The organism is Pseudomonas sp. 10B238, from assembly GCF_000970615.1.
In the GTDB taxonomy this organism is placed as follows: Bacteria; Pseudomonadota; Gammaproteobacteria; order Pseudomonadales; family Pseudomonadaceae; genus Stutzerimonas.
The window spans coordinates 116,355-140,746 of sequence record NZ_KQ033939.1; the positions used below are offsets into that span (position 1 = coordinate 116,355).

Here is a 24,392-nt window from a genome sequence, read left to right on the forward strand (position 1 = left end):
GGTTGGAAACGGAACGCCAAACTAACCAGGCAGACATCAAGGGCACGTCAACGGGATGTGAAAAAAACGTCAAACCGCGCCGTCATGAAAGCGCACCTGAAAACAGCTGCCCTGCGGTTGCCGCGGCACCACACCTACCTGCCAGCCCTGGTGCGCGCAGATCCGCTTGACCAGCGACAACCCCAGCCCCAGCCCTTCGCCGCGCCCCTCGGCACCCCGCACGAACGGCTGAAACATGCGCTCCTGCTCCGCCAGGGGAATGCCCACGCCGCTGTCCTCGACGCGAAAGCCACCTTCGTCGAGGACCAGCCGCACCGTGCCGCAGTCGGTGTAATGCAATGCGTTGCGCAGCAGGTTGGACATCACCGTGCCGAGCAAGGTGTGGTTGTAGACGCCGCGGTCCTCGCCCTGCTCCAGCAGCTCGAAGGCCAGGCCCTTCTCCGCCAGCAACGGTGCCCAGCGCTCGCTCTGCTCGGTCGCCACGCTCCGCAAGCTGGCGTCGCCGGCCAAGGACGTCTGTTGCGGACGCGCCCGCGCCAGCATCAGGAAGGTTTCCACCAGCTCGTGCATTTCCCGCGCGGCGCGCTGGATGCGCGCCAGCGGTCGCTGCGCAGCTGGCGACAGCTCGGCCTGCTGCTCGAGGAGCTCGCAGGCGCCGAGCACCACCATCAACGGGGTGCGCAGTTCATGGCTGACATCGGCGGTGAATAGCCGCTCGCGCTCCAGGGTCTGGCGCAGCTGGCCGAGGGTGCTGTCGAACGCCGCGGCCAGATGGCCGACCTCGTCATCGGGATACTGCAGGGCCAGCGGCGGCGCCAGCGGATGCAGCTGGTCGCGGTGGCGCACCTGGTTGGCCAGGCGACTGACCGGCGCCAACACCCGGTTGGCCATCAGCCGCCCCAGCGCCCAGGCGCCGAGCACGCTGAGCAGAAAGCCGGCCAGCACGACGTTGAACAGCGCATCTTCACGGGCCTCGAACTCGTGCTGCTCCTGCACCAGCACGTAGCGGTCAGCGCCGACATTGCGCACATAGACGTAGTAGGCATCGTCACCGCGAACCAGCTCGGTGAACCCCTCACCGAGCCCGGCAAACGCCTTTGGCATCGGGTGCTCGGGCAGATGCGAGGCGAAGAAGTGGGTGCTGGTGTCCAGCTGCGGTGTCCGTCCCTTTGGCAGGTCCTCGTTGAGCACGATGTCCAGGTGGCGACTCAGCTCCTCGGTGACCAGCTGCTCCTCGATGAAGTGCACGACGCCGACGATGCCGAGGGCGAACGCACCGCTCACCACCAGCGTCATCAGCGTGAAGGCGATGACGATCCGCCGCGCCAGCGGCTGCTTAGCGAGCATCGCAGTCCTCCGCCAGGCGGAAGCCAAGGCCGTGCACGGTATGCAGCAACGGCTTGGCGAACGGCTTGTCGAGCACCTGGCGCAACTGGTGGATATGGCTGCGCAACGCATCGCTGTCCGGCACGTGATCACCCCAGACGGCATCTTCCAGCGCTTCGCGGCGCACCACCGCCGGGCTGCGCTGCATGAGGATCGCCAGCAGCTTGTGGCCGATAGGGTTGAGGCGAATCGGCTGGCCACCACGACTGGCTTCCAGGGTGTCCAGGTCGTAGCAGAGATCGGCCACCTGCAGCTGCCGGCGACGCGATCCCTGGCAGCGACGCAGGATCGCCTCGATACGGGCAACCAGCTCGGACAGCGCGAAGGGCTTGATCAGATAGTCGTCGGCACCGGCCTGCAGCCCCTTGATGCGGTCAGGCAGGGCATCGCGGGCGGTGAGCATGATGATCGGCGTATCACGCCCGGCATCGTCACGCAGGCGCTTGCACACCTGCAGTCCGTCGATGCCCGGCAGCATCAGGTCCAGCACGATCAGGTCGTAGTCCTGCGTGGCGGCCAGGTGCAGGCCGCTGAGGCCGTCCTGCGCGCAGTCGACCACGTAGCCCTTGAGCTCGAGGTAATCCAGCACGTTGGCGAGAATGTCACGGTTGTCTTCGATGACCAGGATGCGCATCGCTGGGGTACTCGCTAGAAGTTTTGGAACGGCAGACGCTGCTTATTACGCCTGCGCGCGGCGCAGAACATAGCCGAGACGATGTGAAAAAAACGTCGCCTCGCCAGCCCCGCATTTAGCGCCGTGCGGCTTAAGGCTGCCTTAAGTTTGCCGCCCAACAATCGCCCCAGGCTTCTAACCGAGGTTCCCCGATGGAACTGCCCTGGGTTGATCAAACTGACGTACTGGCGTGTATCGGCCGTGAGCCGGCGCTGACCCTGCAACTGGCGCAGGCCGATGCAGGCGAGCGGCGCGCAGCACTGGAACGCTTCATCCACCAACGATTCGCCGAGCACTATCAGGCACGGGTGCGGCACTTCATGCCCTGCCTGCTGGGCCTGCATGACCAGAACGGCGAGGTGCAGGGCGCGGTCGGTCTGCGCAGCGCCCAGCGTCGGCCGCTGTTTCTCGAGCGTTATCTGGACGAACCCATCGAGCAGGCCGTGAGCCTGCGCCATGGGCGTACGGTGCCGCGCGAGGAGATCGTCGAGGTCGGCAACCTGGCTGCGTTCGGCAACGCCTCGGCGCGCCTGCTGATCGTCGCACTGACCGACCTGCTGGTCGCCCAGGGTTTTCGCTGGGTGGTGTTCACCGGCACGCCAGCCTTGCTCAACAGCTTTCAGCGCCTCGCGCTCGATCCGCTGCCACTCGGCCTGGCCGATCCGGCGCGCATGGGCGATGAGCTGGCCGACTGGGGAAGCTACTACGCCAGCCGCCCGCAGCTGATGGCCGGCGAGATCCTGCCCGGCCACCAGCGCCTGCTGCAACTCGGCCTCTATGCGCGACTCGGCTACCGGCCGTTATTCGATGCCACGGAGGTGCCCCATGCAGCCTGCAGCTGAACGCTTCTGGACGACGCTCGACCAGCACGCCGGCATCGCGCTGAGCGAAGGGCCGCGTCAGCTGAGCTATGCCGAATTGCGCCACGAGGTAGCCGCGCGTGCCGCCCAGCTGCAACGGCTCGGCGTGCAGCGCGTCGCCTTGGCGCTGGACAACGGTCTGGAGTGGGCGCTGTGGGATCTGGCCCTGCTGCGCGCCGGTCTGGTCTGCGTGCCGCTGCCGGGATTCTTTTCCCCGGCGCAGCAGGAGCATGTGCTGAACCATGCCGGCATCGACTGCCTGATCGGCGCAGTCAGCCCGCTCAGCGAGCGCTGCGGCTTTCGTCCGACCGCCGGCGACCTGCTACTGCGCCAGCCGGGTACCGTCACGCCGGTGCCCGACGGCACCCTGAAGATCACCTATACCTCCGGCACCACCGGCCAGCCCAAGGGCGTCTGCCTGAACGCCGAAGCACAGCTGGCGGTGGCCGAGAGCCTGCGGCAGGCCAGCCTGCCGTGCGATGTGCAGCAGCACCTGTGCGTACTGCCGCTAGCGACTCTGCTGGAAAACATCGCCGGGCTCTATGCGCCGCTGCTGGCGGGTTCGCGGGTCGAGCTGCGGCCGCTGGCCGAGATCGGCTTCAGCGGCGCGGCGGGCTTCGAGCTGCAACGTTTGCTGGCCACGCTGCAGGCCAGCCAGCCGCACAGCCTGATCCTGTTGCCTCAGCTGCTGCTGGCGCTGGTCAGCGCCGCTGAACAAGGCGTACCGCTGCCGGATTCGCTGCGCTTTGTCGCTGTGGGTGGCGGTCGCGTGGCGCCGCAACTGCTGGAGCGCGCCGAGCGCCTCGGGCTGCCGGTGTTCGAGGGCTACGGCTTGTCCGAATGCGCCTCGGTGGTCTGCCTGAACACACCCGAGGCGCGGCGCATCGGCACGGTCGGCCGGCCGCTGCCACACGTCGAGCTGCGCTTGGCCGACGATGGCGAGGTACTGGTGCGCGGCCCGCACATGCTCGGTTACCTCGGCGAACCGCCGCTGACCGGCGAGTGGCTGGCCACCGGCGACCTAGGCCATTTCGAGGATGGCTTCCTGATCCTGCACGGGCGCAAGAAGCATCAGTTCGTTACCGCGTACGGACGCAACGTCAATCCCGAGTGGGTGGAGGCCGAACTGGTACAGCAGGCGTCCATCGCCCAGGCCTGGCTGCATGGGGAGGCGCTGGCGCAGAACGTCGCCGTGCTCGTACCTCGCCGCCCCGAGCTGAGCGATGCCGAGCTGCAGGCGGCGGTCGAGCGGGTCAATGCCGGCCTGCCGGACTACGCCCGCGTACACCACTGGCTGCGCGCCGCCCAAGCCTTTCGCCCCGACAACGGCCTGGCCACCGCCAATGGCCGCCTGCGCCGCGACGTCCTGTTCAGCCACTACCAACCGGCCATTAACGCCCTACTTTTTCCTGACTTCGAGGTACGCAGCATGGAATTTTTCGACCAACTACAACACCAGACCAACAGCGAGCGCGAGTACCTGCTCGGCGCGCCGATCATCCACGCCGCGCTAGCCGGCACCGCGACCCGCGCGCAGTACATCGCCTTTCTCACCCAGGCCTACCACCACGTCAAGCACACCGTGCCGCTGTTGATGGCATGCGGTGCGCGCCTGCCGGAACGGCTGGAATGGCTGCGCGAGGCCATCGCCGAGTACATCGAGGAAGAGATCGGCCATCAGGAGTGGATCCTCAATGACATCCGCGCCTGTGGCGGCGATGCCGAGGCGGTGCGCCACGGCCAGCCGGCACTGCCCACCGAACTGATGGTCGCTTACGTCTACGACCGCATCGCGCGGCACAACCCGGCGAGCTTCTTCGGCATGGTCAACGTACTCGAAGGTACCAGCATCGCCCTGGCGACCCAGGCCGCTGGCGTGCTGCAGGACAAGCTGCAGCTGCCGGCCAAGGCATTCAGCTACCTGACCTCCCACGGCAGCCTGGACATGGAGCACATCGAGTTCTTCAAGAAGCTGATGAACCGCCTCGACGACGAGGACGACAAGGCCGCCGTGGTGCACACCGCTCGCGTGGTCTACCGACTCTACGGCGATATCTTCCGCAGCCTGAGCGCGCCGGAGCACAGCCATGCAACTGCGTGACGCGCGCATCCTGCTCACTGGCGCCAGCGGCGGCATCGGCCAGGTGCTGGTCGAGCGGCTCTGCGCGAACGGCGCACGGCTGTTGTTGGTGGGACGCGACAGTCTTGCCCTGGAAGCGCTGGCGCGCCGCTATCCAGGGCAGGTCAGCCTGGTCTGCGCGGACCTCACCCAGCGCAGCGGCCGGTACACGGTGCTCGATGCCGCGCGGCGTTTCGGCGGCCTCAACTGCGTGATCAATGCCGCCGGAATCAACCAGTTCAGCCTGCTCGAACAGCAGGACGAGGACGCCATCGCCCGCCTGATCGGCGTCAACGTCACCGCCACGCTGCAGCTGACCCACCTGCTGCTGCCACTGCTGCGCCAGCAACCGCAGGCGCTCTTGGTCAACCTCGGCTCGACCTTCGGCTCCATCGGCTACCCGGGTTTCGCCGCTTATTGCGCCAGCAAGTTCGCCCTGCGCGGCTTTTCCGAGGCGTTGCGCCGCGAGCTGGCCGACAGTCACGTCAAGGTGCTCTACATCGCGCCCCGCGCCACCCGTACGACAATGAACAGCGACGATGTGGTGGCGATGAACAACGAGCTGAAGGTGGAGATGGACGATCCGCAACAAGTCGCACGGCAGATCGTCCACGCCATCGCCACCGAGCGTGAAGAGATGTACCTCGGCTGGCCGGAAAAGCTCTTCGTGCGCCTTAACGGCCTCTTGCCGCGTCTGGTCGATCAGGCGCTGCGCAAGCAGCTGCCGGTGATCAAGCGCTTCGCCCGTGCTGAACAACCGCTGCCGCCCTCCCAATCCACTTCGACCGGAGATCACCCATGAAGCATCTGCTCGGCCTGTTCACCCTTGTGCTGGCGCTGGCCTGCCAGCCTTCCTTCGCCCTCAGCCCGGCCAGCGAATCCTCGCTGCGCCAGATCCAGACGCGCTGGGCGGAGATCAACTACCAGCTGCCCGCGGCACAGCGCGAAGCGGCCTTCGCCCGGCTTGCCTCAGAGGCGGAAAGCGCGGTGGCCGGCGAACCCCAGGCCGCCGAGCTGCATATCTGGCACGGCATCGTGCTCAGCACCTGGGCCGGCGCCAAGGGCGGGCTCGGTGCGCTGAGCCTGGTCAAGCAGGCCAAGGCCGAACTGGAGAAAGCCATCGAACTTGATCCGCAGGCGCTGGATGGCTCGGCCTACACCAGCCTCGCGAGTCTCTACTACCAGGTGCCCGGCTGGCCGATCGGCTTCGGTGACGAGGACAAGGCCGAGGCGCTGTTCAAGCAGGCGCTGGCGCTGAACCCGAACGGCATCGACCCGAACTACTTCCACGGTGATTTCCTGCTGCGTCAGAAGCGCTACGCGGAAGCGCGCGCGGCGCTGGAAAAGGCCCTCGCCGCGCCCGACCGCGCGGGTCGTGAAGTCGCCGATGCCGGTCGCCGCGACGAAGCCCGCGCGCTGCTCGCGCAGGTCAAGGAAAAACTGGAATAACCGCGCGCGACGGCGTTGAATGCAAAGCAATGCCACAAACCCTTCAGGACGACAGAAACGACATGCGCATTCTGCTGGTGGAAGACGATCGTGCTCTTGGCGAGGGCATCCGCACTGCGCTGAAGCCGGAGGGTTATACAGTGGACTGGCTGCAGGACGGCGCTAGCGCGCTGCATGCGCTGAGTCACGAGAGCTTCGAGCTGGCGATCCTCGACCTCGGTCTGCCGCGTATGGACGGTCTGGAAGTACTCAAGCGGCTGCGCGCCAGCGCCAACCCCGTGCCGGTGTTGGTACTGACCGCGCGCGATGCCACCAGTGATCGCATTGCCGGGCTGGACGCCGGCGCCGACGATTACCTGGTCAAACCCTTCGATGTCGCCGAACTCAAGGCTCGCCTGCGCGCCCTGCTTCGGCGCAGCTTCAATCGCCCGGAGCCGACCCTGGAGTATCGCGGCATTCTGCTCGACCCGGTGAACCAGCAGGTCAGCTACCAGGGCGCGCCGATCAACCTGCCGCGCAAGGAATTCGTCCTGCTCCACGAGCTGATCGCCCAGCCCGGTCGGGTGCTGACCCGCGATCGGCTGCAGCAGGTGCTCTACGGCTGGGACGAGGAGGTCGAGAGCAACGCGCTGGAGGTGCATATCCATCACCTGCGCAAAAAATTCTTCCCCGAGCTGATCCGCACCGTGCGCGGGGTCGGCTATTTGGTGGACAAATGCTGAGGCGCTCTATCCGCAACCGCACCCTAGTGCTGGTGCTCGGCATCCTGCTGCTGTCGCTGAGCCTGATCTCCTGGCGCAGTTATCGCGACGCTCGCCACGAGATCGAAGAGCTGTTCGACGCCCAGCTGGCGCAGAGCGCGCGGCTGGTGCAGGGGCTGGTGATGCGCGAAATGGAGCCATCAGCCCGCCACGCGCTGCAGAGCGCCTTGGACGCCGCGGTGAACGCGCGGCGGAATCAGGGGGTGCCCGGGCACGATTACGAAACCAAACTCGGCTTTCAGGTCTACGCCGCGGATGGCAGCAGCGTGCTGCAGTCCGCCGGTGCGCCGAACGGCGCCTTGCAGGAATTGGCCAAGGCAGCCTCGGCGTCGCCCTTCAGCGCCCTGAGTGGCGGTTATCACGACGTGCAGCTCGACGGCCATGCCTGGCGCCTGTTCCTGTTGCACGATCCCGAGGACGAACTCTGGATTCTGGTCAGCGAGCGCGACGATGTACGCGGCGAGCTGGTCGGCAAGATCGCCCGACGCAGCCTGCTGCCAGACCTGATCGGTCTGCCTCTGCTGGCGCTGCTGATCTGGCTGGCGGTGGGCTGGGGCTTGCGCCCGCTGGCGCACATGGCACAGCTGCTGAAGAATCGCGATCCGGACAACCTCGCGCCGCTGCTGCTGGCACCGCTGCCGCAGGAGTTGGAGCCGGTGGCCGCCTCGCTCAATCGCCTGCTGCAACAGGTCAATCAACTGGTCGATCGGGAAAAACGCTTCATCGCCGATGCGGCTCATGAATTGCGCACGCCCCTGGCAGTGCTGCGCATTCACGCCCAGAACGCACAACAGGCCGGCAGCGAGGCAGACCGTGACGAAGCCCTCAGGCAGCTCCTCGCCGGGGTCGACCGTACGACACGCGTAGTCACTCAGCTGCTGACCCTCGCGCGACTGGAACCCAGCGCCCAGCAACTGCGCCTGGCACCGCTGGACATGCGTCGGCTGACACGCGACACCCTCGCCGAGCTGACGCCACTGGCCATCGCCCGCGATCAGGAACTCACGCTGGAAATCGATGAGCACGGTGACTACTCACTGACCGGCGATGCCGCAAGCCTGGCCACGCTGTTGCAGAACCTGGTCGGTAACGCGCTGACCTACACCCCCAGCGGCGGGCGGATCGAGGTACAGCTGCGCAGCACCCCGGATAAGTTGATCATTGAGGTTGCGGACAGCGGGCCCGGTATTGCGCCCGAGCTGCGTGAGCAACTGTTCGAGCGCTTCGTTCGCCTCGGCGACGGTCAGGGTGCTGGGCTCGGCCTGTCGATTGTGGCGCGCATCGCCGAGCTGCACGGTGCGACTGTTGAATTGCTCGATTCGGCACTGGGTGGATTACGCGCGATTGTGCGTATTCCCCGTACCTGAGCCTGCCCCCAATCCTACGCCATCCCCTTCGCGCAGCACCGGTATCTGATCGTCGCGCCCCGTATCAGCCGTCGCTGCGCTGCCTTGAGGCATGCCGGGCAACAACACCGCGTCGAATCGTCGCGACGCTTGCCCAGATAAGCTTCGCTTAAGTTTCGAGGCCTAGACTCGGCGGCAAGTATCCACACGAGGAGTAGGTGAAATGAACGATAAACTGATGCCGATCCGCTACGGACGGCTGTCCATTGGCTTGCACTGGCTGATGGTGCTGCTGATTGCAGCGGTCTACGCAACGATCGAGCTGAAGGGTAATTTCGCCAAGGGCAGCGAGCCGCGAGAGCTGCTCAAGCAGTGGCATTTCATGCTCGGCCTGTCGGTGTTCATGCTGGTCTGGCTGCGTTTGCTGGCTCGATGGCTGCGCCCGGCGCCGCTCGCCATTGCCAGCGCAGCCTGGGAGCAACGGTTGGCCAAGCTGGCGCACTTGGCGCTCTACGCGCTGATGATCGGCCTTCCGCTGTTGGGCTGGCTGACCTTGAGCGCCGCTGGCAAACCCATTCCGTTCTTCGGTCTTGAATTACCCGCTCTGCTGGGCCCGGACAAGGCCTTAGCCGGTGATATCAAGGAAGTTCACGAAACCGTGGCCGTGCTCGGTTACTGGCTGATCGGTCTGCATGCCGCAGCAGCCCTGTTTCACCACTACGTTCGCCGCGACGACGTCCTTCGACGGATGCTGCCGCAGCGCCACCAGGCCTAACGCGCAGACATGAAAACGCCCGGGCGACTCGTCATCGACCGGGCGTTTTTGTTTGTCAGCCGAGCAACTCGCTGAACGGCAGGTACTCCACCGTCTCCCCTTCTTCCAGCGTGCGGTTGCGCTCGACGATAGCCAGGCCTTCCGCCCAGCTGGCCGAGGTCAGCATCGCCGAGCCCTGCCGCGGGTGCAGGCACACACGCATCTCGCCATCGACGTGCTCCAGCCGCGCACGCAGGTATTGGCGGCGGTTGTTCGGTTTGCGCCAGGCGAAGCCGGCGGTCAGCCGCAACGGTTTGGGCAGCACATCGGTGCAGCCCTGGGCACTGAGCAGGAACGGCCGCGCCACCACCAGCGAGGTGATCAGCGCCGCAGCTGGATTGCCGGGCAGGCCGATCCACGGTTTGCCATTGACCTCGCCAAAGGCCAACGGCTTGCCGGGCTGGATCGCCAGACGCCACATGTGCAACTCGCCCAGTTCGCGAATGGCCTGTTTGAGGTGATCCTCCTCGCCGACCGATACGCCGCCGGAGGTGATCAGCATGTCCCATTCGGAAGCGGCCAGCGCCAGGGCGTCACGGCTGGCAGCCAGCTCGTCGACCAGGATTTCGTAGTCGTGCACTTCCATCCCGAGGCTGCGCAGTACGCTGAGCAGGCAGTAACGGTTGGAGTTGTAGATCTGTCCCGGCGCCAGCGGCTCGCCGGGCTCACGCAGTTCGTTACCGCTGGAGAGCAGACCGATACGCAAACGACGATAGACCGCCACGCGGGCGACGCCGAAGCTTGCCAGCAATCCAATTTCCTGCGGTCGCAAGCGCTTGCCGGCCTGCAGCACGGCCTCACCGGCCTTCACTTCTTCGCCCTGCCGACGCACATGGGCACCCGGAGTCACCCCGGGGAAATGCACGCGATCGGCCTCGATCTGGCAATCCTCCTGCGCCACCACGGTATCGGCGCCCGGTGGCAGCGGCGCGCCGGTGAAGATGCGCACAGCGTGGCCGGCAGGCAGTTGCTGGTCGGCCGCATCACCGGCGGCAATGCGCCCGGCCAGCGGCAGCCAGCCGCCTTCGGCAGGTAGGTCAGCGGCACGCAGGGCGTAGCCGTCCATCGCGCTGTTGTCCCAGGCCGGCACTGGGAAGGGTGCATCGAGGGACTCGGCCAGCACCCGACCAAGGGCATCGGGCAGCGCCACATGTTCGACCGGCGGCAGCGCGGGCACCCGCGCCAGCAGTTCGGCAATGGCCTCATCGACCGGCTTCAGGCCACTGGTGTCGCAGCCACAGGCGCTCATGAGCGTGGCCCGCAGTATTCGACCGCGCTAGCCTTGAGGTGCGGCACGAAATTGCAGGGCTTGGTACGGCTGTCCAGCTGCTCGACGAGGATCTTGTTCCAGGCGGTGCGGCACGCATTGGTCGAACCGGGCAGACAGCAAACCAGCGTGCCGTTGCTCATGCCGGCCAGCGCGCGGGACTGCACGGTGGAGGTGCCGATCTCACCCAGTGAAACGTAGCGGAACAGCTCGCCGAAGCCGTCCACGTCTTTGTCTAGCAGTGGCTGCACCGCCTGCGGAGTGTTGTCGCGGGCGGTGAAACCGGTGCCGCCAGTGATCAGCACCACCTGCACGTTCTCGCTGGCGATCCAGCTGCAGACGCGGGCGCGGATCTGCCAGATGTCGTCCTTGACGATGGCCCGCTCGGCCAAGGTATGGCCGGCGCTCTGCAGCCCATCGATCAGCGCCTGGCCGGAGGTATCGGAATCAATGTTGCGGGTGTCGCTCACCGTAAGCACCGCGATGCTCAGGGGCTGGAATTCGGTGTTGGACAGATGAGCCATGGCTCGAAACTCCTTTGAAGATGTGTGCACAGGCTGCACCCGTGCCGTATGCGAACCCATTACCCTTTGGAGGTATGTGCGCGCTGAGTGGTGCCGTGAGCGTTGCAGGCGATGGCACGAGCGGTTTCTGCGACAAGGCCCGACTGTGGCACCTGGCATGTGAGTCAAGCCGGCAATACCGGCCGATGGTAGCGAATTAAGCGGTCGACTCGTAGCCCATGGGGCATTGGCTCAACCACCGCTGGCGTTCATGAAGCGCAATACCTGGACCTCACCGCCACTGGAGAATTCGTGACGCAACGGCTTGCGCTGCAACGCGGCGTGAATCGCATCGATCGCCGGCTGATCGCTGATCGGGTGGCGACGCAGCAAGGCACGCAGGTCGATGGCGTTCTCGTGCCCCAGACACAGCAGCAGGCGCCCTTCCACCGTCAGCCGCACGCGGTTGCAGGTGGCGCAGAAGTTGTGCGAATGCGGCGAGATGAAGCCGATGCGCGTCTGCGGATGGTCCGGCAGGCGCACGTAACGCGCCGGGCCGCCGCTCTGCTCGGCCGAATCGATCAGCGTGTGCCGCTCGGCGATCAGCGCCTTCACCTCGTCGCTGGAGCAGAAGCTCTCGCCGCGCGAACGACCTACGTCACCCAGCGGCATTTCCTCGATGAAGCTCAGGTCCAGCCCGCTGGCGATGGCGAAATCCACCAGGTCGGCGACTTCCTCGGCGTTGCGGCCCTTCATCACGACCGCGTTGAGCTTGATCCGCTCGAAGCCGGCCTCGCGCGCCGCCTCGATGCCGTCGAGCACCTGCTGCAGCTGACCGGTGCGGGTGATGGCGTGGAATTTGGCGGCATCCAGGCTATCCAGGCTGATGTTCAGCCGCTTGACCCCGGCGCGCGCCAGCGGTGCTGCAAGCTTGACCAGCTGCGAGCCATTGGTGGTCATCACCAGTTCGCGCAGGCCGGGTAGTGCAGCGATGCGCTCGCTGAGGCCGACGATGCCCTGGCGCACCAGCGGTTCGCCGCCAGTGAGACGAATCTTTTTTACCCCCAGACCGACGAATATCCGCGCGATGCGTTCCAGCTCCTCCAGGCCGAGCACCTGCTGGCGCGGCAGGAAGGTCATGTCCTCAGCCATGCAGTAGACGCAGCGAAAATCACAGCGGTCGGTCACCGACATGCGCAGGTAGTCGATCTGGCGGTTGTGGGCATCGCGTAATTGAGTCATCGATAACACCTCTGAACCTTCGTAGGGTGGATGAACTCATTTCATCCACCAGAGCCCCCGTCCGGTGGCGCGACCCGGTGGGGTGGTGCGAGTGCCGCCGCTTCCATCCACCCCCAGCCCGCAAAGGTGGATGGGTGAAGCGTCATCCACCCTACGTTGAGCTAAGTCTCCGTTATTGCATCAGTGGCGTGTCCGCGCCCTGCATATGGATGCCATCGATGTGCGCCGCACCCACCAGGTTCTGCAGGTACTGGCTGACGCCGATCTGCCAGACGCGCTGGTTGAGCTCGGCGCGGATCGAGCCGGCGACTACCTCGTAAGGCAGCTGCTCGCCTTCGATGCGCTGGTCGACGGCCACCAGGTGATAGCCGTAACGGCTCTCCAGCGGCTGCTGGCAGAGGCCGACCGGCAGACGGAACAGCTGACGCTCGAATTCCGGCACCGTCTGGCCCTTGCTGATCTGTCCCAGTGCACCGCCCTGCCCCTTCGACGGGCAAGCCGAATGCAGCAGTGCCAGTTCGGCGAAGCGTTGCGGGTCGGCCTGCAGCTGCGCGATCAACGCCAAGGCCTGTTCCCGAGCCAGGCTGCGGGCTTCGGCATCGTCCGCCGGGGAGGCCAGCAGAATATGCCGCGCGGCCAGCAAGGGTGCGCTGAAGAAGCGCTGCTGGTTGCCGTTGTAGTACTGCCGGCAGGCCGCCTCATCGGCCAGCGGCAGCGGCACTTCCTGCTCGATCAGGGTGCGGGTGGCCGCCTCCTCCTCGCTCTCGCCGGCCTCGGCTCGCACCATCAGCCCCAGCTCGCCGATGCGCTGCTGCAACAGCTCACGCAGCACCAGCGCCTGGGTCGCCAGGTAGACGGCCTCATCGTGGCTTTCGGCCGGGTGATATTGCAGTTCCTGGGCAATGGCCTGCGAGGCGATCGCCACGCCATTGACGTGCACCCGAGGCCATTCCTGTTCACTGCTGGCGATCAGCGAGGGTTCGCCGGACGCCTGCTCAGCGGCAGTATGGGTATGAACTTCGTGCGCCAGCTCCTCGAACAGCGGGGCCTCGACCGGCACTTCGATCTCCGGACGCGCGCCGCCACCGCAGCCGCCTCCGCCTGTGCTTCCACCACATCCACAACCCATGATGATCACCTCGATAAAGCCATTTGAACGTTTGGTCGATCCAGCCAGGACGGCTGACGCAGAGACGCCAGCCGCCGAGCCATCACGCCGGCGTCTTGTTCTTAGCCGTGGCGTAACCGGGCACAGCCGTCGGCGCGGATGTTTCGCGGGCGGGTGCCTCATAGGTACGCGGGCGTTGCGGGCGCGGAATGGTCGGTTTGACGCCCTTCTGGCGGACAATCTGGTAGCGCCGCCCCAGGTACCACACCGGTGCGCTGACGATGTGCACCAGACGGGTGAAGGGGAACAGCACGAACAGGGTCACGCCGAGAAACACGTGCAGCTTGTAGATGATGCCGACCGTTTCGATGGCGCCTGCGGCCTTGACCGGCTGCAGGGTCACCAGGCTCTGCGCCCAGGTGCCCAGCAGCACCATCACCGAACCGTCCAGGTGGCCGGTGGAGGCGATGATGGTCAGCAGCCCCAGCACCAGCTGCGCCAGCAGCACGAAGAGGATCATGATGTCGCTGGTGTTGGAGGTGGCACGCACGCGGGCGTCGGTCATCCGGCGGTGGATCAGCATCACCAGCCCGATCAGGCAGAGGATGCCGAAAAAGCCGCCGGACACCATCGCCACGATCTGCTTCTGGCCACTGCTGATGAACGAGTGATACAGCGCCTCGGGCATCAGCAAGCCGACGAAATGTCCGGCCAGGATGAAGATGATGCCGACGTGGAACAGGTTGCTCGCCAGGCGCATGCGGTTGTTTGACAGCATCTGGCTCGAGCCGGCCTTCCAGCTGTACTGCGACAGGTCGAAGCGCGCCCAGCTGCCGATCAGGCAGATGGCCAGGGCGATGTAGGGGTAGACCCCGAACAGAAGGAAATTGAAGTTAGACATTGCGCACCTCCTGGGCGAGCGCGGCGGCCTGCCCGTCATGCTTGAAATCGGTCCAGTGCAGCGGCACCGGGCTTTCCTCGCGAGCCTTGCCCGGCCCGCTCGGCATGGATGGGCAGCGATCCTGCTGCTCGGCCTGGAGGAAATTGACCTGTTCCTCCTCCCAGATCTTGTCCAGCGCTTCCAGCGAGTCGTCGCGTTCCTCGGCGGCGACCTGCTCCTGCAGGCCGGCCAGGGTTTCCTGCACCGGCTCGCCGGCGATCTGCAGCAGCGCACGGAAGCACGCCGCATGCGGGCTTTCGCGCTCCTGCAGACGCGCCGCCAGCAGGGCCAGCAGGTGCGACACGTCGGCCAGCCCCTCGCGGGCCTCGAGGTCATCGCGGGTGGCGAGGTACTCGAGGTACAGCGGAATGTAGTCCGGCAGCTCGCGTACACCGATGTCGAAACCGGCCTCGGTGTACTGCGCCATCAGGTCGACCATGGCCTGGCCGCGGTCGCGGGATTCGCCATGCACGTGCTCGAACAGGAGCAGCGACAGTGAACGACCGCGGTCGAACAGGTCGGTGTAACGCTCCTGCACGTCCATCAGGTCGTCTTCGGTCAGCTCATCGAGCAGGCGGCGCAGCGCGATGCGCTGCTCCGGGCTGATCTCGCGCGCCGCGCCGATGGCCTGAGCCAGTTCGGCATGGCCGTCGCGCAGATGCTGGTCGGGATAGTCCAGCAGCAGGGAAATCACTTTAAGGATGCGCATGGCTCAGTCCTCCCACAGCTGGACGGTCTTGATGATGTCGCGGCGGTTGGCCTTCTTGGCACCGAACATGTTGGTGTCCGAGGCGCCCGAGCAACCGCTGCCAAAGCTGAAGCCGCAACCGGAACGCTCGGCGAAGGCATCGCCCATGGCCTCCTCACGATGCGCGGTCGGGATCACGTAGCGGTCTTCGTAGTTGGCGATGGCCAGGTAGCGGTACATGTCCTCGACCTGGGCCACCGACAGCCCGACGCTCTCCAGCACCTCCAAGTCCTGCACGCCGTCGACCTGCTCGGCGCGCTTGTAGGCACGCATGGCAAGCATGCGCTTGAGCGCCAGTTTGACCGGCTCCTCGTCACCTGCGGTGAGCAGGTTGGCCAGGTAGCGCAGCGGGATGCGCAGGCTGTCGACGTCCGGCAGCACGCCGTCCATGCTGACGTGGCCAGCCGCCGCAGCGTTCTGAATTGGCGACAGCGGCGGCACGTACCACACCATCGGCAGCGTGCGGTATTCCGGGTGCAGCGGCAGAGCCAGCTTCCAGTCCACCGCCATCTTGTACACCGGCGACTTCTGCGCGGCTTCGATCACCGACATCGGTACGCCGTCGTTGAGCGCCTGCTCGATGACCTTCGGATCGAACGGATCGAGGAATATCTCCAGTTGCTTGGCGTACAGGTCCTGCTCGTTGACCGTGCTGGCCACTTCATGGATGCGGTCGGCGTCGTACAGCAGCACGCCGAGGTAGCGGATGCGGCCTACGCAGGTTTCGGCACACACGGTCGGCATGCCGGCCTCGATGCGCGGGAAGCAGAAGATGCACTTCTCGGATTTGCCGCTCTTCCAGTTGAAGTAGATCTTCTTGTACGGGCAGCCGCTGATGCACATGCGCCAGCCGCGGCACTTCTCCTGGTCGATGAGGACGATGCCGTCCTCCTCGCGCTTGTAGATCGCACCGCTCGGGCAGGACGCGGCGCAGGTCGGGTTCAGGCAGTGCTCGCACAGGCGCGGCAGGTACATCATGAAGGTGTTTTCGTACTGCCCGTAGATGTCCGCCTGGATCTTGTCGAAGTTCTTGTCCTTGCGACGCTTGGCGAACTCGGTACCGAGAATTTCCTCCCAGTTCGGGCCCCACTCGATCTTCTCCATGCGCTGACCGGAGATCAGCGAGCGCGGACGTGCCACCGGCTGGTGCTCGGAGATCGGCGCGGTGTGCAGGTTCTGGTAGTCGAAGTCGAACGGCTCGTAGTAGTCGTCGATGGTCGGCAGGTCAGGGTTGGCGAAGATGTTCGCCAGTACGCGGAACTTGCCACCGATGCGCGGATTGATGGTGCCGTCGCCATTACGCACCCAGCCGCCCTTCCACTTGTCCTGGTTCTCCCACTCTTTCGGGTAGCCGATGCCAGGCTTGGTCTCGACGTTGTTGAACCAGGCGTACTCCATGCCTTCACGGCTGGTCCAGACGTTCTTGCAGGTGATCGAGCAGGTGTGGCAGCCGATGCACTTGTCCAGGTTCAGGACCATGCCCACTTGTGAACGAATTTTCATTGTGCAACCTCCACAACCGGCGCCTTGATCTTCAGAGCGGGCATGGTCCGGGGACCATGCGCTGCCACCTTGGGTGAACGAATCTTCATGGCCTATTCCTCAGATGTCTTGCGGCAGGGGTTGCGGCAGGTCGTTGCCGTTCGGGCCGTCGAGCCAGTCGACCTTGGCCATCTTGCGCACCACGACGAACTCGTCGCGGTTGCAGCCCACGGTGCCGTAGTAGTTGAAGCCGTACGCCTGTTGGGCGTAGCCGCCGATCATGTGGGTGGGCTTGAGCACCACGCGGGTCACCGAGTTGTGGTGGCCGCCGCGGGTCTTGGTGGTCTCGCTGCCGGGCACGTTCACGATGCGTTCCTGGGCGTGGTACATCATCACCATGCCTTCCATCACGCGCTGGCTGACTACCGCACGGGCGGTCAGGGCGCCGTTGGCGTTGAAGCACTCGATCCAGTCGTTGTCCTCGATGCCAGCCTTCTTGGCGTCGACTTCCGACATCCACACGATCGGGCCGCCACGGCTCAGGGTGAGCATGATCAGGTTGTCCGAGTAGGTGCTGTGAATGCCCCACTTCTGGTGCGGGGTGATCCAGTTGAGGACGATTTCGGTGTTGCCGTTGCTCTTCTTGCCCTTCACGTAATCGATGGTGCGGGTGTTGATCGGCGGCCGGTAGCTCATCAGCTGCTCACCGAAGGCCTGCATCCAGGGGTGATCCTGGAAGAACTGCTGGCGGCCGGTGATGGTGCGCCACGGGATGAACTCGTGGACGTTGGTGTAGCCGGCGTTGTACGACACATGCTCGTCTTCCAGGCCTGACCAGGTCGGGCTGGAGATGATCTTGCGCGGCTGCGCCTGGATATCACGGAAGCGGATCGCCTCGTGCTCCTTGGGCAGCGCCAGGTGGCTGTGGTCGCGGCCGGTGAATTCCGACAGCGCGGCCCAGGCCTTCACGGCAACGTGACCGTTGGTTTCCGGCGCCAGACTGAGGATGACCTCGGCAGCATCGATGGCCGACTCGATCTGCGGACGCCCTTGGCTGACGCCCTCCTCGCGCACCTTGTAGTTCAGCTCGCCGAGGAAATCGACTTCAGCCTGGGTGTTCCAGTTGATACCCTTGCCACCGTTGCCGAGCTTGTCGAGCAGCGGGCCGAGGGAGGTGAACTTCTTATAGGTGGCGGGATAGTCGCGCTCGACCACCGCCATGTTCGGGCAGTTCTTGCCCGGCTGCGGATCGACGCCAGCGGTTTTCCAGTCGGTGCCGCCGAACGGCTGGGCCAGTTCGCCGGGGCTGTCGTGCAAGAGCGGCACGGTGACCAGGTCCTTTTCCACGCCCAGATGACCTTCGGCCATCTTCGAGAAGGCCTTGGCGATGCCCTTGTAGATTTCCCAGTCCGAACGCGCTTCCCATGCCGGGTCGATGGCGGCGGACAGCGGGTGGATGAAGGGGTGCATGTCCGAGGTGTTCATGTCGTCCTTCTCGTACCAGGTCGCGGTCGGCAGGACGATGTCGGAGTACACGCAGGTCGAGGACATGCGGAAGTCGAGGGTGGTGACCAGGTCGAGCTTGCCGATGGCGCCGTCGTCCTGCCATTCGGCTTCGAGCGGTTTGAAGCCGTCGCGCTTGCCAAGGTCCTCGTTCATCACGCCGTTCTTGGTGCCCAGCAGGTACTTGAGCATGTACTCGTGGCCCTTGCCCGAGCTGCCCAGCAGGTTAGAGCGCCAGATGAACATGTTGCGCGGGAAGTTTTCCGGGCTGTCCGGCTGCTCGCAGGAGAAGCGCAGCGAACCGTCCTTGAGCGACTGGGTGACATAGTCGACCGGCGACATGCCGGCCGCTTCGGCGTCACGGCAGATCTGCAGCGGGTTGCGGTTGAGCTGCGGCGCGCTCGGCAGCCAGCCGGCGCGTTCGGCGCGGATGTTGTAATCGAGCATGTGCTCGGGGAACTGCGACTTGTCGGCCAGGGGCGAGAGCACTTCGTGAATGCTCATTTTCTCGTGGCGCCACTGCGAACTGTGGTTGTAGAAGAAGCTGGTGCCGTTCATCTGGCGCGGCGGCCGGCTCCAGTCGAGGCCGAAGGCCAGTGGCAGCCAGCCGCACTGCGGACGCAGCTTTTCCTGGCCGACGTAGTGCGCCCAGCCACCACCGGTCTGCCCCACGCAACCGCACAACATCAGCATGTTGATCAGGCCGCGGTAGTTCATGTCCATGTGGTACCAGTGGTTCATCGCCGCACCGACGATGATCATGGAGCGGCCATGGGTCTTGTCGGCGTTGTCGGCGAATTCACGGGCGATCTGGATCGCCTTCTCGCGGGACACGCCGGTGATGATTTCCTGCCAGGCCGGGGTGCCGGGCACGCTGGCGTCGTCGTAGCTGGAAGCGACGTTGGCGCCACCCAGGCCACGGTCGATACCCAGGTTGGCGGCCATCAGGTCGAATACGGTGGCGACCTTGGTGGTGCTGCCGTCGGCCAGGGTGATGCTGCGTACCGGTACGCGGCGCAGCTGGATGCTTTCGCCTTCAGCGTGCTGGAAGTGCTCGTGGAGGATGCCGCCGAAGTACGGAAAGGCGACCTCGGCCGTCTCGCCGCCATCGATCTGGGTCAGGCTCAGGTCGACGTCACGGCCGTCCTTGCCTTCGCGGGCTTCGATGTTCCACTTGCCCTTCTCGCCCCAGCGGTAGCCGATGGAGCCGAGCGGCGAAACCAGCTCGCCGGTGGTGCCATCGACTGCGATGGTCTTCCACTCGGGGTTGTTCTCCTGGCCGAGGTTGTCGGCAAGATCCGAGGCGCGCAGGAAGCGGTCGGCGATGTAGCTGCCGTCCTTTTCGTTCAGGCGCACCAGCACCGGCAGGTCGGTGTAGCGCTTGGCGTAGTCGCGGAAGTATTCGCTCGGCGTCTCGAGGTGGAATTCCTTGAAGATGACGTGGGCGAATGCCTGGGCCAGGGCGGCGTCGGTGCCCTGCTTCGGGTTGAGCCAGAGGTCGGTGAGCTTGGCGACCTCGGCGTAGTCCGGGGTGATGGCAACGGTCTTGGTGCCTTTGTAGCGGACTTCGGTAAAGAAGTGCGCGTCCGGGGTACGGGTCTGCGGGACGTTGGAGCCCCAGGCGATGATGTAGTTGGAGTTGTACCAGTCGGCCGATTCCGGCACGTCGGTCTGCTCGCCCCACACCTGTGGCGAGGCCGGCGGCAGGTCGCAGTACCAGTCGTAGAAGCTCAGGCACACGCCACCGATCAGGGACAGGTAGCGGCTACCGGCAGCGTAGCTGACCATGGACATGGCCGGGATCGGCGAGAAACCGATGACACGGTCCGGGCCGTACTGTTTGACGGTGTAGACGTTGGCGGCAGCGATGATCTCGTTGACTTCTTCCCAGCTGGAACGGATGAAGCCGCCCATGCCGCGCTTGCTCTTGTAGGACTCGGCCTTGGCCTTGTCCTCGACGATGCTGGCCCAGGCGTCCACCGGGCTCATGCTGCGCCGGGCTTCACGCCACAGCTTCAGCAGCGGCTTGCGCACCTTGGGGTACTTCAGGCGATTGGCGCTGTAGATGTACCAGCTGTAACTGGCGCCGCGCGGGCAGCCGCGCGGCTCGTGGTTGGGCAGGTCGTTGCGGGTACGCGGGTAGTCGGTCTGCTGGGTTTCCCAGGTGATCAGGCCGTTCTTCACGTAGATCTTCCAGGAGCACGAACCGGTGCAGTTCACCCCATGGGTGGAGCGCACGATCTTGTCGTACTGCCAACGCGAGCGGTAGACGTTCTCCCAGTCGCGGGATTCGATGCGGGTTTCGCCATGACCGTCGGCGAACTCGCCTTGCTTCCTGTTGAAGAAGCGCAGTTGATCGAGCAAGTGGCTCATTGGTTTCTCTCCTCACTCCGGTTGCGAACCACTGGCCCGACCGGTCGGCTTATCAATCTCGGCTGGCGCCCGCCTCTGGGACCGACGCATCAGGGCTATGAACGTCAGGACGCGAGCTTCTGGCGGGCCTCCAATTCGCGGTCGACGCTGGATACGTAGTACTCGTCGGAGAACGCGCCCTCGGGCTCCTTCAGCCAGAGCAGGCAGAGCCCGAAGCTGACGAACGCACCGGCGGCAATCACCATGAAGAACTGCGAGGGGGTCACGAAGGTGTAAAGGGTCAGGTAGCAGACGGCGCCAACGTTGCCGTAGGCCCCGGCCATGCCGGAGATCTGCCCGGTAACCCGGCGCTTGATCGAGGGGATGATCCCGAAGGTCGCGCCCTCGGCGCCCTGGACGAACATCGAGCAGGCCACGGTGATGGCGACAGCGACGATCAGCGGCCAGGACGCGTTCATCAGCCCCATCAGGAAGAATCCGACGGCGATGCCGAGCATGTAGGCGAGCATGACGAAGCGGCGGTTGCCGAAGCGGTCGGAGACCAGCCCGCCCATGGGCCGCGCCACCAGGTTCACGAAGGCGAAGGAGGCAGCGATGATGCCCGCCGTGGTCGGGGTCAGGCCCCAGGTCAGCTCGAAGAACATCGGCAGCATCGACACCACCGCCAGCTCCGCACCGAAGTTGGCGAAGTAGGTGGAGTTCAGCGCGGCCACGGTGTTGAAGGGGTACTTGTCGTCTTCCGGCACACCCTTCTTCAGGATCGGTATGTTGACCCGCAGGATCTGCACCACCTGGAAGATCACCACCAGCGCGATCACCGAGTAGCAGATCGCCGCGCCGGTCGCGCCCAGGTAACCCAGCCCCTCGATGCGCCAGACCAGGATGCCGAGCACACCGACCATGGGAATGGTCCAGACGATCAGCTTGATCATATCGGCCCAGGTGCTGACTTCCAGCGCGCTGGCCTTGTGCGGCTTGCGGTGGATGGTGCCGACCGGGCCGTCGGTGAGCGCGAACCAGTAGTACACGCCGTAGACGGCCATGACGATCGCCGAGCTGGCGATCGCCCAGCGCCAGCCTTCCGGGCCACCGAAGGCGTGGATGGCGATGGCCGGCAGGCTCATGGCGGCAGCGGCGGAACCGAAGTTGCCCCAGCCGGCGTAGAAACCTTCGGCAAAACCGATGTCCTTGGGCTTGAACCACATGGCCGTCATATGGATGCCAACCACGAAGCTGGCGCCGATGGAGCCGAGGATCAGCCGCGACACCAGCAGCTGGACGCGGGTGTCACCGAAGGCGAAGAACAGCGCGGGCGCGGCCATCACCACCAACAATACCGAGAACACCCGGCGCGGGCCCCAGTGATCGAGCGCCATGCCGACCAGGATGCGCGCCGGGATGGTCAGCGCCACGTTGGCGATGGCGAACAGCTTGAGGTCTTCGGGCGTCAGCCAGTTCACGCTTTTCAGCATGCTTGAGGCCAGCGGCGCCATGCCGAACCAGACGAAAAAGCAGATATAGAAGGCGATCCAGGTCAGATGCAGGGCCCGGATCTCGGGGCGCTTCCATTCGAACAGCGTAGAAACTCTCATGTTGAGCTCCTCACTCAGGGGCAGGCTTGGATCAGGACCGGGCAAGGCGCCCGGCGGGCCAGGAAGGCGCTGACGCTGCCGAAGGTCATGTAGTCGAGCTCGTCGACCAAGAGATTCAGCGAGCGGGAGATGAAGCCGCCGTCCGGTTCGTTGGAATGCCGCGCGATCACTAGCAGGTCGGGCTTCTTGTGCTCGGCGGCCTTGAGAATCATCTTGCGGGCGTCGCCTTCGGCGAGCATCACGTCGACGTCCAGGCCGAAGGCGCTGACCTTGGCCGCCGCCTCCTGCAGGAAGGCCTGGAATTCTCGGCGTTCACGCTCGTAGAGCTCGGCGGCCGAATCGCTTGTATCGCGGGTGTCTTCCACCACCCCGATCAGCATGATCAGGGGGTTGAGCGGACCGAACATCTCGAGGGTGGCGTCCAGGGCTTTCCGGGCGTTACGCGAGTTGTCGTAGGCAAGCATGATGTTCATGGCGGCTCTCCGGACTCAGGGGTTCTTCACGTAGGCGTTGGGGCGCAGGTAGAACCACCAGTTGAGGATCAGGCACAGCGCGTAGAACACCGCGAAGCCGTACATCGCCACTTCCGGGGTGCCCGCCTTGACCTGTTCGCCGATCACGATCGGGGCGACGAAGGAGCCGTAGGCGGCGACAGCGGAGGTCCAGCCGAGTACCGGGCCGGCCTTCTCGCGGTCGTAGATGACGCCGATGGTGCGGAAGGTCGAGCCGTTGCCGATGCCGCTGGCGGCGAACAGCACCAGGAACAGCACCAGGAACAGGAAGAAGTACTCTTCAGGCTGGGCCGAGCCGTAGGCCTGTTGCATCACGTAGCCGGCCGCGACCGAGGCGCCAACCATGACCACCGAGATCACCTGGGTGACGATGGAGCCGCCGACCTTGTCTGAAATCCAACCGCCCAGCGGGCGGATCAGGGCGCCAATGAACGGCCCGATCCAGGCGTAGGTCAGCGCACTCGGTGCGTTGGGGTTGGCGACGCGGGTCACCACGCCATCAGCGCCGACCTCGTTCATGAAACCGAAGATCACCGTGATCGACAGCGGCAGCGCCATGGAGAAGCCGATGAACGAGCCGAAGGTCAGGATGTAGAGAACGCTCATCGACCAGGTGTGCTTGTCGCGGAAGATCGCAAACTGGCGCTTGATGTTCGGGCTGATGCTGCCCGGCAGCAGGCGCAGCATGCCGAGCGTCGCGCCGATGGTCAGCAGCATCACGCCCCACATATTCAGCACGCCGAGGCCGGTCGGCGCAGGCAAGTAGAGGTACAGGCCGACGGCGGCGGCGAAAAAGGCCACGGCGTAGAGACCGAGAATCTTGCCGAAGGCGTTCAGCGGGTAACCCGGCGTCGGCGAGATCACCAGCAGGTTGTTCATGCCGAACCAGCCGGCGAAAGCCAGCGGCACCAGGAACAGCAGCCAGACCCAGCCACCATTCTGGATCCAGGTATCGGTTCCGGCAGGAATGCCGCCGATCAACGTGCCGCTGTCCTTGACCAGTGTCATCGGGTCACCGGCGATAAAGCCGAACACACCGGCAGTCATCACCAGCGGGATCAGGATCTGCATGGTGGTGACACCGAAGTTACCGAGGCCGGCGTTGAGGCCCAGCGCCAATCCTTGCTGGTTCTTCGGGAAGAAGGTGCTGATGTTGCTCATCGAGCAGGCGAAGTTGCCGCCGCCGATACCGGAGAGGAAGGCCAGCAGCTGAAATACCCACAGCGGCGTGTCCTGACTCTGCAGCGCAATGCCCGCACCGGCCGCCGGAATCATCAGCAATGCGGTGGTGAGGAAGATGGTGTTGCGCCCGCCGGCGATGCGGATCATGAACGACGCCGGGATGCGTAGAGTGGCGCCGGTGAGGCCGGCGATGGCGGTCAGGGTGAACAGCTCGGCGGGCGCGAAGGGAAAGCCCAGGTTGAGCATCTGCACCGTGACGATGCCCCACATCAGCCAGATGGCGAAGCCCATCAGCAGACTCGGGATAGAGATCCACAGATTGCGATTGGCGACCCGCTTGCCAGTGGTGTCCCAGAAGATCTGGTCCTCCACGTCCCACTTTTCGATATTGCTCATGGTCGATCCTCTTGGCGCCAAGACCCTGCCTGCAAGCGCAGCGGGTTCAGGAATGGCTCGCACGCTAAGCGGGGGGGATCGATCCGAATTTGACTGGAGTCAATACAGCGAAACTGGCGTTTTGCCACAGGCTCTT

Annotated in this window: 20 protein-coding genes and 1 pseudogene; 8 read left to right on the forward strand and 13 right to left on the reverse strand. The window is 65.0% G+C overall.

Annotation, left to right across the window (positions count from 1 at the left end):
* Positions 1-69 precede the first annotated feature (69 nt).
* Positions 70-1,347: a sensor histidine kinase gene (locus RT21_RS18745; RefSeq protein ID WP_046163922.1), complete on the reverse strand. Its 1,278-nt coding sequence runs from the start codon at positions 1,345-1,347 to the stop codon at positions 70-72.
* On the reverse strand, positions 1,337-2,020 hold the full coding sequence (locus RT21_RS18750; protein WP_003302056.1) for a response regulator transcription factor: 684 nt from the start codon (positions 2,018-2,020) through the stop codon (positions 1,337-1,339). The genes RT21_RS18745 and RT21_RS18750 overlap by 11 nt, the downstream gene beginning before the upstream one ends.
* 191 nt (positions 2,021-2,211) lie before the next feature.
* Here RT21_RS18750 and RT21_RS18755 point away from each other — a divergent pair, with 191 nt between their 5' ends.
* From RT21_RS18755 to RT21_RS18785, 8 genes and pseudogenes are all read left to right on the forward strand, one after another.
* Positions 2,212-2,901 carry a thermostable hemolysin gene (locus tag RT21_RS18755; protein WP_046163923.1) on the forward strand — a complete coding sequence of 230 codons (690 nt, stop codon included), beginning with the start codon at positions 2,212-2,214 and terminating at the stop codon, positions 2,899-2,901.
* A pseudogene (locus tag RT21_RS18760) lies at positions 2,885-4,321 on the forward strand (AMP-binding protein); the annotation flags it as partial. The gene RT21_RS18755 and the pseudogene RT21_RS18760, both read left to right, overlap by 17 nt.
* Positions 4,322-4,348: 27 nt before the next feature.
* Positions 4,349-5,020, forward strand: a complete 672-nt coding sequence (locus RT21_RS23930; RefSeq protein ID WP_200598896.1) for an iron-containing redox enzyme family protein — start codon at positions 4,349-4,351, stop codon at positions 5,018-5,020.
* Positions 5,007-5,840, forward strand: coding sequence for an SDR family oxidoreductase (locus RT21_RS18765; RefSeq protein WP_046163925.1), 834 nt, complete (start codon positions 5,007-5,009; stop codon positions 5,838-5,840). Before RT21_RS23930 ends, RT21_RS18765 begins: the two co-directional genes overlap by 14 nt.
* Positions 5,837-6,487, forward strand: a complete 651-nt coding sequence (locus RT21_RS18770; protein ID WP_046163926.1) for a tetratricopeptide repeat protein — start codon at positions 5,837-5,839, stop codon at positions 6,485-6,487. The genes RT21_RS18765 and RT21_RS18770 overlap by 4 nt, the downstream gene beginning before the upstream one ends.
* Before the next feature lie 62 nt (positions 6,488-6,549).
* Positions 6,550-7,209, forward strand: coding sequence for a response regulator (locus RT21_RS18775; protein ID WP_046163972.1), 660 nt, complete (start codon positions 6,550-6,552; stop codon positions 7,207-7,209).
* On the forward strand, positions 7,203-8,615 hold the full coding sequence (locus RT21_RS18780; protein ID WP_046163927.1) for an ATP-binding protein: 1,413 nt from the start codon (positions 7,203-7,205) through the stop codon (positions 8,613-8,615). Before RT21_RS18775 ends, RT21_RS18780 begins: the two co-directional genes overlap by 7 nt.
* 202 nt (positions 8,616-8,817) lie before the next feature.
* Positions 8,818-9,369, forward strand: coding sequence for a cytochrome b (locus tag RT21_RS18785; RefSeq protein WP_046163928.1), 552 nt, complete (start codon positions 8,818-8,820; stop codon positions 9,367-9,369).
* Between the two features lie 55 nt (positions 9,370-9,424).
* Here RT21_RS18785 and glp read toward each other — a convergent pair whose 3' ends face one another.
* From glp to RT21_RS18840, 11 genes are all read right to left on the reverse strand, one after another.
* Positions 9,425-10,657 (reverse strand): molybdopterin molybdotransferase MoeA, encoded by a 1,233-nt coding sequence (gene glp / locus RT21_RS18790; RefSeq protein WP_046163929.1) that lies wholly within the window; start codon positions 10,655-10,657, stop codon positions 9,425-9,427.
* Positions 10,654-11,199, reverse strand: a complete 546-nt coding sequence (gene moaB, locus RT21_RS18795; RefSeq protein WP_014821507.1) for a molybdenum cofactor biosynthesis protein B — start codon at positions 11,197-11,199, stop codon at positions 10,654-10,656. The genes glp and moaB overlap by 4 nt, the downstream gene beginning before the upstream one ends.
* 231 nt (positions 11,200-11,430) lie before the next feature.
* Positions 11,431-12,420 (reverse strand): GTP 3',8-cyclase MoaA, encoded by a 990-nt coding sequence (gene moaA, locus RT21_RS18800; RefSeq protein WP_046163930.1) that lies wholly within the window; start codon positions 12,418-12,420, stop codon positions 11,431-11,433.
* 172 nt (positions 12,421-12,592) lie between these two features.
* Positions 12,593-13,549 (reverse strand): peptidylprolyl isomerase, encoded by a 957-nt coding sequence (locus RT21_RS18805; protein ID WP_046163931.1) that lies wholly within the window; start codon positions 13,547-13,549, stop codon positions 12,593-12,595.
* Between the two features lie 82 nt (positions 13,550-13,631).
* Positions 13,632-14,429: a respiratory nitrate reductase subunit gamma gene (narI, locus tag RT21_RS18810; RefSeq protein WP_046163932.1), complete on the reverse strand. Its 798-nt coding sequence runs from the start codon at positions 14,427-14,429 to the stop codon at positions 13,632-13,634.
* Entirely contained in the window at positions 14,422-15,177 is a 756-nt protein-coding gene (gene narJ, locus RT21_RS18815) for a nitrate reductase molybdenum cofactor assembly chaperone (RefSeq protein ID WP_041014930.1), read from the reverse strand. Before narJ ends, narI begins: the two co-directional genes overlap by 8 nt.
* A gap of 3 nt (positions 15,178-15,180) precedes the next feature.
* Positions 15,181-16,719: a nitrate reductase subunit beta gene (narH, locus tag RT21_RS18820; protein ID WP_046163933.1), complete on the reverse strand. Its 1,539-nt coding sequence runs from the start codon at positions 16,717-16,719 to the stop codon at positions 15,181-15,183.
* Between the two features lie 99 nt (positions 16,720-16,818).
* Complete coding sequence (locus RT21_RS18825; protein WP_046163934.1) at positions 16,819-20,574, reverse strand: nitrate reductase subunit alpha; 3,756 nt, start codon at positions 20,572-20,574, stop codon at positions 16,819-16,821.
* 104 nt (positions 20,575-20,678) lie between these two features.
* On the reverse strand, positions 20,679-22,166 hold the full coding sequence (locus tag RT21_RS18830; protein WP_046163935.1) for an MFS transporter: 1,488 nt from the start codon (positions 22,164-22,166) through the stop codon (positions 20,679-20,681).
* A gap of 14 nt (positions 22,167-22,180) precedes the next feature.
* Positions 22,181-22,639 carry a universal stress protein gene (locus RT21_RS18835; protein ID WP_045430483.1) on the reverse strand — a complete coding sequence of 153 codons (459 nt, stop codon included), beginning with the start codon at positions 22,637-22,639 and terminating at the stop codon, positions 22,181-22,183.
* A gap of 15 nt (positions 22,640-22,654) precedes the next feature.
* A complete protein-coding gene (locus RT21_RS18840; protein WP_046163936.1) occupies positions 22,655-24,256 on the reverse strand; it encodes an MFS transporter in 1,602 nt (533 codons plus the stop codon).
* Positions 24,257-24,392 lie beyond the last annotated feature (136 nt).